The sequence below is a fragment of the Lactococcus sp. dk101 genome, from assembly GCF_009601055.1.
In the GTDB taxonomy this organism is placed as follows: domain Bacteria; phylum Bacillota; class Bacilli; order Lactobacillales; family Streptococcaceae; genus Lactococcus.
In genome coordinates, this window is record NZ_WITI01000005.1 from 1 (window position 1) to 12,712 (window position 12,712).

Genomic DNA, 12,712 nt, shown 5'->3' on the forward strand with positions numbered 1-12,712 from the left:
ACAAAAACGACTTCGAATGAAGTCGCTCGTATTGAAACTTGGATGAATCACTATCCAAGAAAAATGTTCAAGTATCAGACACCTTTTCAGATGTTACAGGGTGGCTAGATTAAATTTGCAATTTGCCGATTTTTTTTAATGTCATTTTTGATACAAGCACTGATAAGACGACTGCAAGTCCAAGCGGGAGAAATGCTGAATAGTCCAAATGAATAATTTCCACCATCATAAACATGGACATCAATGGTGCTTGCTGTGTTGCGGCCAACATGGCACAGGCTCCCAATATAGCCACCTGTGCGATATTTAGACCCGGGATGAAGTTGCTTAAGACGATAGCAATGATTGCGCCTAGACTGCCACCAATCGCTATAGATGGTGTCAACGTCCCTCCACTCGCACCAGACCGAATGGTAAATACAGTAACAGCGGCTTTCAGGACAGCACCTAGCAACAATAAAAGAATGAGATTGTGTCCTTTAGCATTCATCGACAACTGAGCCAATGCACGCCCATTTCCCATAATTTGAGGGAATGATATGGAAATAACACCTGTAATCAAAGCGATAAGAGGCAGTTGCCACAAGATTGCGCGACTTTTGGTTTGATTATTCTCTGCCCACTTGAAACTCTTGCGAAACCATGCACCGATAAAGCCACATAGAGGCGCTATCAGCACTGACAGAAACAAGATGCTCAAAGAAAATTTGCCATCAGCAACCAAATAATAAGGATTAAAGCCCTTAACTGTCGCCCCGATAAGCATGGCAATGATGGACATAGACAAGCTGACAGAAACCGTTTTGATGGATATTTTTTTGACCAGTATTTCGATACAAAAAAGCATCCCTGTAATTGGTGCAATATAGACACCCGCAAAACCGGCACCAGCTGCAGCCGCAATCAATAATTGGACATCTTCTTTTGGTAATTCTGCCAAATGGAATTTAGTCAGTAGCTTTTGCCATTTCTGCGCAATCATTGCTCCTGCTTCACGTGGCGCCAATTCGCGTCCGACTGAACCACCAGTTCCCACGTAAAAAATCTGCGTGATAACATGGACAGCCATCACTTTTCCGGGCATTTGTTTGCCCGTCAGCGCTGACGAAATGCTCACCGTTGGCGAACATTTTTCCCGCAAAAACCACCAGATACCCGCAGCAATAATACCACCAATAAAAACAGATAATAAGCGATGGACTGGTAAAGTTCCGACAGCCGCTGGTTGTAGGGCTGTTTCTTCAAAATTTAAAAATAATTTCTCGACAAAGTCCAGTATCAGACTGAGCCCTGCGGAACTCAATCCAACAAGACCGCCTAAAACGAGACAGGACAGGACTAAAATCCCGTTTTTCTGTGTGTTTTCAGTCATTTTCATAATTTGATTATATCACGATATGGCATTTTCGTGCATTTTTATTGAATAAAGTGCTGGAACTACACCAATAATCACAATTCCAGCCATGATAATTGCCATTCCGACACTTCCATAAAGGCTTGACAATGATAATAAAACACCTGACAGGACTGACGCAATGGGTTGTGTCACTGAAAACGCACCTGTATAAGTTCCAACTTGTTCGCCCTGCATCAAATCTGCACGCAAAGCCTGTGAAAATGGCACCAAAATCATCTCGCCGAACGTTGCCACAATCGCTGCAGCAACTTCCCAAGCCAAATTGTGTCCTAAAAAGGCGATGATAAATCCTGCCCCCTGCAAAATGACACCAATTCCAATCCCTGTACTTCTTGACCAATTTTTAGTGAGCTTATTCATGGTACTCATCAATAAGACAATGATGAGTGTATTGAGCATCAAGAAAATGGTTAGCATCCGTTGGCCGTAGATTTCAATGCCTAAAAAATGCGTGGAAGTAAACTCCCCACTCAAATGAACTGGTAAATAATAGTCCACCTGATTGAAAATCATGGCAATAAAAATGGATGCGAAGAGATAATACATGAAAACTTTGTCCTTAGCAACCGTAAAATATGCCTTGAGCATGTTGACGTTTTTCTTTTTCTCTTGCAATTTTGGAACGAAAGACTCGTCAATCCAGAAAAGTACAACAATAAAGCTCAATAATTCTTCAAGTGTAATTGCCAACAGGAGCCACACCAGATAATCTCTGAAAAACCAGCCCGATAAGCCCGAACCAATCATCATGGCAAAATTGATAATCCAATATTGAAGCGAATAGACAATTCGGCGGTTTTCACTATTTGTCAAATCAACAATCATGGCTTGACTCGCCGTGTTAAAGAAGCCAAACCCAAAATTCAAAATCAAAAAGCCAAAAAAAGTAACCCATGGATTGAAGAAAAAGCTTGAATTTGCAATCGTAGCGATAGCAGCACCAATCGTGGTTACGGCTGTTGAAAAGAGCATGACTGGACGTCTTCCACGTTGGTCAGTCAAATGCCCTGCATAAAGTCCGATAAGGAAAACCATAACACTACTGATGATGAGCAAAATTCCCGTAATTCCAGCACCCATGTATTTGTTGTAGTAGATGGTCATTGATCCGCCTACTGTACTGAAACAGAGGCTCCCGATAAAATTCATCAACAATCTGAGTTTGATTGTATGATGTAAGTTTTTAAAATCTTTCATTTTCTATTCTTCTATTTTTCTATTCATTCACTTGCTGTTTTTGCCAATTTTCTTTGGTGGCGATTGACCGCTATCACACAAAGTGTAATGGCAATGATTTCAGAAATGGCAAGTCCCATACTGACCCCTTTGGCACCGATGACAGGCGAAGCTGAAACCATGCTTGCTGCAATAATATTGGCTAAAGGCTGACGGACTGCACCCAATCCATTGTAAGCACCAATTTTTTCTGAATCCATCAATTCCGCACCCAAACTTTGCACACTTGGCGTATAAATAATCTCGCCAAAAGTATAAATCATTCCAGCAATAAATATTGGCGTAAAGGTCGTTGTCATGAAGGCAAAAATCATACCTGCAGTCATCAAAATACTGCCACTGATAAATCCTTTTTTATGCGACCAAGAATGCGTCCATTTGTTGAGTGTCGTCATCAAAGTAACGACCATCACGCAGGCCAATATCAGATAAATCGTCAACATACGTTGACCATAAATTTCGAACCCAAAGAAAGTAACGGTTTGAAAACTATCCGACAAATGAACAGGCAAGAAGTTATCAAATTGCATGACAATCATGGTGGTCAAAATATTGGCCAAAATAAAAATAACATAAGTTTTATCTAATAAAACTGTCTTATAACTTGAAAAAACACTTTCTTTTTTCTTGTCAGCACTGACAGAAGGAGTGAAACTTTCCTTCAACATGAAAATAACAATAAAAAGCGTCAGCACAATCATGACAAGTAAAATAATCAATAAAAGGAAAAAAGCTGGCTTAAATAGCCATGCACCAAGCGCCGCACCAATAATAACCGATAAATTTTGTGCCCAATAATTCAACATAAATACAACTTTTCGGTTTTCAGGTGTCGAGTCATCAATAATCATGGCAGAACCGGCGGTCACATCAAAGTTAAAGCCAAACGAAATCAGCAAAAAGCCTAAAAATGTCGTCCATGGATTGGCATGACCTGGCACATTTGACAGCAAAGCGATGACTGAACCGAGCACTTGAATGCATGTTCCCCATGTCATGACTGGTTTTCGACCAAATTTATCCGCCCAAAATCCAGCAAGCAGTCCTGAAACAAAGGTTGCCACACTTGAAATCGCCAAAAAAGCACCTGTGATGACGGCTCCGAGGTGCTGATTATAATAAATTGTCATTGATGAAAAAACGGTACCGTAACTAAACGATGCCAAAAACACAATCAAAATCCTGACTTGGATATTGCGTTTTAACTTCCAGAATTCCTTCATTTTATTTCCCTAAATACCTAATATATTAATTTATAATTTATCTTTCATTGTAACACAAAAACAGGCCAAAAACTTGATCTGCTTTTTTTATTTTGTCAGCGCTGACAGCTTCTTATCGTATTTTCCAATCGAAATCATGCCTGGTATCATGGCCAAAAGAGTTACCACAATCAAAATGACACCCATGCCAAAACCGCCGTAAAATGCAGACAAGCTGACAAGCAAACCACAAATGATTTGTGCCATTGGTTGAATTGCCGTAAAAGCGCCTGTATAAACGCCGACTTGCTCGGGATCCATCATGTCTGCACGCAAAGATTGTTCAAAAGGCACAAAAATCAATTCACCACAGACATTGATCAAAGCACCTAGTAAACCAAATGGCAAGGTTTGACTGAAGCAGATAATGGCAAAGCCAAGTCCCATCAAGCCAGCACCAACAGCAAAGCCATGTTTGTTTGACCAGTTGCTCGTTGCCTTGCGGACAGTTGATAAAAACATAACGACCATGACCGTATTTAAGATTGCAATAATGGTCAACATACGCTGTCCATAAATTTGCATTCCAAAGATACTGCTGGTCTTAAAGCTATCCGACAAATGCACAGGAATGAAAAAATCCAGTTGTAAAAAGAGCATGGTTACAAACAAGGTGGCAAGCAAATAAAGCATGAATATTTTATCTTTCGAAACTTGCAGATAGGCCTTAAAAATATTGGTCTCCTGATGTTCAACGTGCTTTTTCGGATCAAATGTTTCTTCAATCAAAAATGCCACAATCAGCATATTGAGCAAGTCTCCACAAACCACTAAGATGAGGAGGAAAAAAAGATGATCTCGGAACAACCAACCTGAAATGGCACTTCCAACAGCCATCCCAACATTCAGCATCCAATAATTCAGTGAGAAAACAATTTTCCGATCGGCTGGAGTCGTAATATCAACCATCATGGCACTCGCGCCCGCATTGAAAAAACCAAAGCCAAAGCCCGATAAGACCAGGCCCACAAATGTCAGCCACGGATTAAAGAGCAGCGGCGAATTAGAGAAAGCTGCCAAAGCCGCACCAAAAGTTGACGCCAAAGCCCCAATTAACATGGTCGGCCTACGCCCCTCAAGGTCCGTAAAGTGTCCCGCCCAAATGCCAACCAAAAATGAAATAACGCTCGAAATAATCAATAAAATCCCAGTTATGCCCGCACCGAGATATTGATTGTAGTAGATGGTCATTGAACTCCCGATAGTGGAGTAAGTCATAATGCCAATAAAAGTCATCAAAATCCGCAGTTTCAGATTTCGATTGAGTTGAAAAAAGTCTTTCATGTTATTTTCCCAAAATTCTAATCAATTCTTTATAATATGATTGATTATAGCACAATCAAAGCCATTTGTACGTTTTCAGATGACACAAAAAGCCCTGTCAGTGCTGACGGGGCTTGGTTTTAGAAAGACTTAATAAGCAGTCCATCCTCCATCTACAGGGATTACTGCACCATTAACAAAGCTAGACTCATCATTTGCTAAGAATACAGCAACTTCTGAGAACTCATCTGGTTTTCCTAAGCGTGGCATAACAACCATTCCTTTTTGGAAAATCTTACTGCCTTCTTGGTCAATGTTTGCGGATGTTTCCATGATATTGGATTCGACACCACCTGGCGCAATCACGTTAACGCGGATGTTTCTATCTGCGTAAGTATAAGCCGCATTTTGAGCCAATCCGATAACCGCATGTTTTGATGCAGTATATCCTGCACCTGAACGCGCACCACCAATTCCTGCTGCTGAAGCTGTAACGATAATGTTACCGCCACCGTTTTCAAGATAAAAGTTAATGGCTTCTCGCATTTGCATCATAGGCCCCTTAACATTGATATCAAAGGTTCTATCCCATATTTCATTCGTCATGTTACCGACAGTTCTAAAGCCGTCAATAATTCCTGCATTACAGAATAAAATATCGAGTTGACCAAATTTTTCAATAGCAAATTTAATCATTTGTTTATTGTCTTCTTCTGAACGGACATCCGTACGGATTGTTTCAATTGTTCCGCCAGCTTCACGCACCTCTTTTGCTGTTTCAGCTAAACGCGCTTCATTGATGTCTGCAATTACAACTTTTGCGCCTTCTTTGATAAAACGCTTTGCGACAGCACGTCCAATACCTGAAGCTCCACCTGTGATTACAGCAACTTTATTTTCTAATCTCATGACATCCTCCTATGAGTTTTGTAAATCGCATCATTTGTATACCCTTTCATTATAAAAAATATAAGAAAATAAAACTATCATAAAAATGATATTTTATACCCAAAAATTGCAAAACGTATTGATTATATTGTCACAAAATGCTTTAATAAAGCTATGCAAGAAGATGAATTAAATACAATCCTAAACCAGTATCTTATGTCAAATAATGACGAAGACTCTTCTCATATCAAATATGAAATAGAGCTTCGGTCGCTGACGTGTACAAGACTTGGTATCTCTCTCAAGCCTTACACGAAATGGCTCAAACAGTTCGACGAGAGTCAACCTCATTTTCCACATTATTTAGAGTACCAGATTGCCTCAGCACTGACAAAACATCGAACCGCTATGATTCAAGGAGGCATTTCTCCTGCCGTTGCCTACTCACTTTGTGACATCTATCTTCTTAAACTGTCTCATTGCAAGGATAATGTCGCTTCGATAAAGTTGATGCGCGAGGCGCAACAAGTTTTTGCTGAACAGGTTGAAAATGCTCAAAAAACATTTCAGCATGGCAGCTGGGCTCAAAAAATTAATTTTTATATTGAGCAACATCTGAATATTCCTTTTGACCTCGATCAACTGGCTGACGATTTGTTTGTTAATAAAGCACACCTTTCTCGGTGCTACAAACTAGAAACAGGAAAGACCATTATGGCAAGCACTCGAGAACGTCGCATCGAAGTCGCTCAAATCATGTTGGCCTACTCAGACGCACCAATTGTGACTATTTCAGAAAAGCTCTGCTTTGCCTCTCAAAGCCATTTCAGTAAAATTTTCAAATCGGTTGTTGGAATGACACCTAAGGAATATCGAAGAGTTACTTAAATACTACTTTTCTATCTCAACAAATAATTAAAAGCCCTGTCAGTACTGACGGGGCTTTGTTATTAAGTCATTATTCTGTCACACGATAATAGAAAGTGTTGATAAGTTCTTTTGAGCGAAAGAGGTCGGCACCGCCATTCGTTCCCCAAATCATTCGATCTTTGGTTCGGTCGGTCAAGTCTGTCGATACAGAATTTGTTTCATTTTCTGGTGATTGGTTCGCTTGCGCCATCATAAAAGCAATCACATTGGGCAATTTGTCACTGTTATCAATCGTTGCCGCATTGACATAAACAATGTTGGAACTCAAAGACGCACTTCCAAGTTCATAGGTCTCGTTGTCCATTCCTGACCCACTGACTTCAGCTCCTGAAAATGTAATGCTTTTACCGTTCGCATTTTTCCATGTGCCTTGAATACTACTAAAATCTCCCTTTGCGACTTGTTCGATATTCAATGCAACTTCTTTTTCTTGCGTTGATGAGCTAGAGCTGGAACTCACTTGACTACTGCTTGATGTCGATTTGCTGCTTGATGTTGAACTTGTTTTTTCTGAGCCACAAGCCGTCAAACTCAAAAGACTTCCCAAAATCAATACCGAAAAAATCATTTTCTTTTTCATTTTCATCCTCCCTCTCATTTTATTTTATCATAGAAAGCAGGTAAAAAATAGCTAAATTAACAAAAAAAAGACCTTGTCAGTACTGACAAAGTCTTTATCTATTCACATCTTAGAGACGAGCGTTAAGTTCGTCAGTGAGTTCTTCATATCCTGGTTTTCCAAGAAGTCCGAACATGTTTGCTTTATAGCTTTCAACACCTGGTTGGTTGAATGGATTGATACCGTTCAAGTAACCAGAGATTGAGATTGCAAGTTCGAAGAAGTAAATTGCATAACCAAGTGTGAATTCATCTTGTTCAGGGAGTTCAACAATCATGTTAGGCACGTTACCGTCAGTGTGGGCAAGCAATACGCCGTCAGCAGCTTTTTTGTTTACGAAGTCAACATCTTTTCCTTCGATGTAACGAAGACCATCAAGGTTTTCTTCAAAAACAGGAATATCAATGTTCTTACGTGGTTTAGCAACACGGATAGCTGTTTCAAAAACAGTACGTGTTCCTTCTTGGATCCATTGTCCAAGTGAGTGCAAGTCAGTTGAGAAGTTAGCTGATGTTGGATAAATTCCTTTACCGTCTTTACCAGTTGATTCACCAGAAAGTTGTTTCCACCATTCGCCAAAGTATTGAAGGCTTGGTTCGTAGTTAATCAAGATTTCTGAGAATTTACCTTTACGGTAAAGAATGTTACGCAATGCAGCATATGCATAAGCGTCGTTTTCACGAATATCAGTTGCAGTATATTCTTTACGAGCAGCATTTGCACCGTCCATCAAGGCTTTGATGTCGTGTCCAGCAGCAGCGATTGGCAAAAGTCCAACTGGAGTCAATACTGAGAAACGTCCACCAACTGAATCTGGAACAACGAAAGTTTCCCAACCATTAGCGTCAGCGTTAACTTTAACAGCACCTTTAGCTTTGTCAGTTGTTGCGTAGATACGGCTGTTAGCACCGTCACGGCCATATTTCTTAACAAGCATTTCTTCGAACACACGGAAAGCAATCGCTGGTTCAGTTGTTGTACCTGATTTAGAAATAACGTTAACTGAGAAGTCTTTGTCTTCAACAAATTCAACCAAATCAGCAAGGTAGTTTGATGAAATTGAGTTACCAGCATAAACGATAAGTGGAGCTTTACGTTGTTCAGGTGTTTGGTAGTTTGCAAATGTTGAGTTCAAGAAGTCGTTTGCTGCACGCGCACCGAGGTATGAACCACCGATACCAAGTACAACAAGTACTTCTGATTCAGCAGCAATTTTCTTAGCAGCTGCTTGAATACGAGCGAATTCTTCTTTGTCATAATCTTCAGGAAGATCAATCCAACCGAGGAAGTCAGAACCAGCGCCTTTTCCTTCACGGAGCAATTTATCTGCACCGTCGATTTGCCATTGGATTTCGTCCAATTCATTGTCTGCTACAAATGGAGTTAATTTTGAATAGTCAAATTTAATATGAGCCATGTTAATGTCCTTTACAGTTTTTCTTTGTCTATTTTATCACTTTCTTCTAGATTTCTCAATGGAGAATGTCTGAGAAAGTATTGATATGAGGATATATTTTCTCTTTTTTGCATAAAGCATGAAAAAGTTTTTCTATTTATTAAATATTAAGCGAACATATCAGCCAAAAACTCCGTCAGAACTGACAGAGTTGAATGGTATGTTTATTTCTTCAATTCATCAATACGTGCTTTTGTAGAGTCAAATTTTTCTTGGTGTGCTACCAATTTGGCACGTTCTTTTTCAACGATTTCAGGTTTTGCATTTTGAACAAAACGTTCGTTTGAAAGTTTCTTGTTAACCATATCGACTTCTTTTTGACATTTTTCAAGTTCTTTTTCAAGACGGGCAATTTCTTCATCAATGTTAATCAATCCTGCAAGTGGCAAGTAGATTTCTGCACCAGTCACGACTGCTGACATGCTCTGCTCAGGCACAGTGAGTTCCTTCGCGATTGTCAGTTCTGACGGATTGGCAAAACGTGTGATGTAAGGCGCAACGCCTTCCAAAAATTCCGCATAATCCGATTTGATAAACATTGGCACTTTTTTGCTGAGTGGTGTGTTCACTTCGGCACGAATATTACGAACAGCAGTGATGAGTTCAATCAAAAGTGCAACGCCATCTGTCGCTTTTTCGTCGTTAAATTCAGGGCGAACCACTGGATATGCTGCAACAACGATAGAACCCGTTGTATTTGGCATTTTTTCAAATACTTCTTCGGTAAAGAACGGCATAATTGGGTGAAGCAAGCGCAAAACGTTGTCCAAAACGTGCAAGAGTACCGCACGTGTGACGTCTTTTTCAGCTTCATCTTCGCCAAACATGACTTCTTTTGTCAATTCGAGGTACCAGTTGGCAAACTCATTCCAAATGAAATTGTAAAGAATGTGTCCAGCCACACCGAACTCAAACTTGTCCATTTGTTCTGTCACGCGCTCAATCGTATCATTCAAGCGAGTCAAAATCCAACGGTCAGTCACATTACCGGCAGTCTTGTCAGCGACTTTTGTCAGAGCTGACGAAACTTGGTCAGCTGACATTTCGCCAGCATTCATCAGAATATAACGTGACACATTCCAGATTTTGTTGATGAAGTTCCAAGCAGCGTCCATTTTGTCATAGCTGAAACGCACGTCTTGTCCAGGCGCAGAACCATTTGACAAGAACCAACGCAACGCATCTGCACCGTATTTTTCAACGACATCCATTGGGTCAATCCCATTGCCGAGCGATTTAGACATCTTGCGTCCTTCTTCGTCACGGATTAAACCATGGATTAAAACATTACGGAAAGGTGCTTTCTTCGTGAACTCAAGGGATTGGAAAATCATACGAGAAACCCAGAAGAAAATGATATCATAACCAGTAACAAGCGTTGAAGTTGGGAAATAACGGAGGAAATCTTCGCTTTCCGTATCAGGCCAGCCCATTGTAGAGAAAGGCCACAAAGCAGATGAGAACCATGTGTCAAGCACATCTTCTTCTTGTGTCCAGCCTTCACCCTCGGGAGCTTCTTCGCCGACATAAACTTCTTCGCCACGATACCAAGCAGGGATTTGATGTCCCCACCACAATTGACGTGAAATAACCCAGTCATGTACATTTCCCATCCATTGCATGAATGTGTCTTCAAAACGAGGAGGATAGAAATTTACTTTGTCATCTGTGTCTTGATTGTCCATGGCTTGTTTTGCCAGTTGATCCATCTTCACAAACCATTGTTTAGACAGACGTGGTTCAACAATCACACCCGTCCGTTCAGAATGCCCAACTTCGTGATGAATAGGTTCAACTTTAACCAAAATGCCCATTTTTTCAAATTCAGCAACCACTTTTTTACGTGCTTCAAAACGGTCAAGTCCGTTGTAGTCAGCCCCACAAAGTTCATTCATGGTGCCGTCAGCGTTCATGACATTTGGCATTGGCAAGTCGTGACGTTGTCCGACAAGGAAGTCATTTGGGTCATGCGCAGGCGTGATTTTAACGACACCTGTTCCCTTTTCCATGTCAGCATGTTCGTCACCAACGATAGGAATTTCTTTGTTAATGATTGGCAAAACAACGGTTTTTCCGATGTATTTTGCATAACGTTCGTCGGCAGGATTGACCGCAACCGCCGTATCCCCAAAGAATGTTTCGGGACGCGTTGTTGCGACTTCAAGCACGATAGAACCATCCGCTGAAGCGTAATTCACATGGTAAAATGCCCCTTCGACATCCTTGTGAATAACTTCGATGTCTGACAATGCAGTCATTGCTTTAGGATCCCAGTTGATGATTTTTTCGCCTTGATAAATCCAACCTTTTTTGTAAAGTTCAACGAAAACCTTCTTAACGGCCTTGTTCAAGCCTTCATCAAGCGTGAAACGTTCACGAGAATAATCCACTGAAATCCCCATTTTGCCCCATTGTTGCTTGATGGTTGCGGCATATTCGTCTTTCCATTCCCAGACTTTGTCGATGAATTTTTCACGACCAAGATCTTGTGGCAAAACACCATCTTCAGCCAAACGCGCAGCAACTTTCGCTTGTGTCGCAATCCCCGCATGGTCCATTCCTGGCAACCACAAAGTATCAAAACCTTGCATCCGTTTTTGACGAATGATAATATCTTGCAACGTCGTATCCCACGCGTGTCCCAAGTGAAGTTTCCCTGTAACATTTGGTGGTGGAATAACGATAGAGTAAGGATGTGCTTTTTTGTCGCCACTTGGCTTAAATACGCCACTGTTAACCCATTTTTCATAGCGTCCTGCTTCAACCTCAGTCGGGTTGAATTTTGTTGATAGTTCTTCTGTCATGTTGTTTCTTCTCCTTAAAAATTTATCTGAATTGCTAAATCAAGCCAATTAGCAATTTTCTTTATCGCTGTACTTGTTCCCTTTTTACTTAAGTTGACATATAAATATAAATTGGGCTCAAGTTGTTTTGTTGCAAGTTGTCCACTAGGAAATACATTTTCTTTAGTCCCTAGATTATTTTTAGCTGTGGCTTTATCAATTACAGCTAAATTTCTTAATTTCGTATTATATTTTTCATTAGATAATAAGCTTTCGATAAATTTAACTTGTAAATTTCGAGCAGAACTATCTACAAGCTGTTTTCCATCAAAATTAACAAATAAATCTTTATCAGAAATTTCATCAATAACTTCTTGGCTGTCATCAAACAAATCAATATTTGCGACATTATATAAAATATCAAAAACTGAATCAAGAAATTCTTCTGCAGAAAGTTGGGCATTCAAGCCAATTGGACTCGAATTTCCATTTGTTTTATTCAAAATAATAAAGCTTGAATTTTCTTTATAAAGAGAAATTAGATTTGCTTCTAATAAATCAGCCTGATCTTTTGAAAATTCCTCATTTTTTCGTCCAAAGAAAATGACCTTAGTAATATTTTCCATCCATATTTCTTTGTGTTGCAGAATTCTCATTTTTAAAGACTGACCGACGGCCTGACCGACATATCTTGTCTTATTATTTCCGATTAAAATATAAATTCCTGGTTGTTTCGCTAATTTTAGCTTATTTAATTTCGCAAAATCCTCATAATTTAATAGTGTCACAAAATTTGCAGCATTTTCATAAACAGAAATACTGTCATTTCCTGATTCCGCTATAGATATACTTCTCATT

Annotated in this window: 10 protein-coding genes; 1 reads left to right on the forward strand and 9 read right to left on the reverse strand. The window is 40.0% G+C overall.

All coding sequences use genetic code 11. From position 1 onward, the window contains the following. Positions 1-109: 109 nt before the first annotated feature. The 5 genes from GHI45_RS05240 to GHI45_RS05260 all read right to left on the reverse strand — a co-directional run bounded on the left by GHI45_RS05240 (position 110) and on the right by GHI45_RS05260 (position 6,087). Positions 110-1,378 carry a chloride channel protein gene (locus GHI45_RS05240; RefSeq protein ID WP_370450747.1) on the reverse strand — a complete coding sequence of 423 codons (1,269 nt, stop codon included), beginning with the start codon at positions 1,376-1,378 and terminating at the stop codon, positions 110-112. Positions 1,379-1,390: 12 nt separating this feature from the next. Then, the gene (locus GHI45_RS05245; protein ID WP_147779774.1) at positions 1,391-2,614 is read right to left on the reverse strand and encodes an MFS transporter; all 1,224 of its coding nucleotides are present in this window, start codon (positions 2,612-2,614) and stop codon (positions 1,391-1,393) included. A gap of 23 nt (positions 2,615-2,637) precedes the next feature. Then, on the reverse strand, positions 2,638-3,876 hold the full coding sequence (locus GHI45_RS05250) for an MFS transporter (RefSeq protein ID WP_147779775.1): 1,239 nt from the start codon (positions 3,874-3,876) through the stop codon (positions 2,638-2,640). An 87-nt stretch (positions 3,877-3,963) separates the two neighbouring features. Next, the gene (locus GHI45_RS05255) at positions 3,964-5,199 is read right to left on the reverse strand and encodes an MFS transporter (protein ID WP_147779776.1); all 1,236 of its coding nucleotides are present in this window, start codon (positions 5,197-5,199) and stop codon (positions 3,964-3,966) included. A gap of 129 nt (positions 5,200-5,328) precedes the next feature. Next, positions 5,329-6,087 carry a glucose 1-dehydrogenase gene (locus GHI45_RS05260; protein WP_147779777.1) on the reverse strand — a complete coding sequence of 253 codons (759 nt, stop codon included), beginning with the start codon at positions 6,085-6,087 and terminating at the stop codon, positions 5,329-5,331. A 153-nt stretch (positions 6,088-6,240) separates the two neighbouring features. On the opposite strand from GHI45_RS05260, the gene GHI45_RS05265 reads away from it, so the two are divergent. After that, complete coding sequence (locus GHI45_RS05265) at positions 6,241-6,954, forward strand: helix-turn-helix transcriptional regulator (RefSeq protein ID WP_147779778.1); 714 nt, start codon at positions 6,241-6,243, stop codon at positions 6,952-6,954. A gap of 70 nt (positions 6,955-7,024) precedes the next feature. On the opposite strand, the gene GHI45_RS05270 is transcribed toward GHI45_RS05265, so the two are convergent. The 4 genes from GHI45_RS05270 to GHI45_RS05285 form a co-directional block, all read right to left on the reverse strand. Then, the gene (locus GHI45_RS05270) at positions 7,025-7,576 is read right to left on the reverse strand and encodes a DUF6287 domain-containing protein (RefSeq protein ID WP_147779779.1); all 552 of its coding nucleotides are present in this window, start codon (positions 7,574-7,576) and stop codon (positions 7,025-7,027) included. Between the two features lie 109 nt (positions 7,577-7,685). Continuing rightward, positions 7,686-9,032: a glucose-6-phosphate isomerase gene (locus GHI45_RS05275; RefSeq protein ID WP_147779780.1), complete on the reverse strand. Its 1,347-nt coding sequence runs from the start codon at positions 9,030-9,032 to the stop codon at positions 7,686-7,688. 203 nt (positions 9,033-9,235) lie between these two features. Further along, entirely contained in the window at positions 9,236-11,875 is a 2,640-nt protein-coding gene (locus tag GHI45_RS05280) for a valine--tRNA ligase (RefSeq protein WP_147779781.1), read from the reverse strand. A 14-nt stretch (positions 11,876-11,889) separates the two neighbouring features. After that, positions 11,890-12,711 carry a hypothetical protein gene (locus GHI45_RS05285; RefSeq protein ID WP_147779782.1) on the reverse strand — a complete coding sequence of 274 codons (822 nt, stop codon included), beginning with the start codon at positions 12,709-12,711 and terminating at the stop codon, positions 11,890-11,892. Position 12,712: the final 1 nt, after the last annotated feature.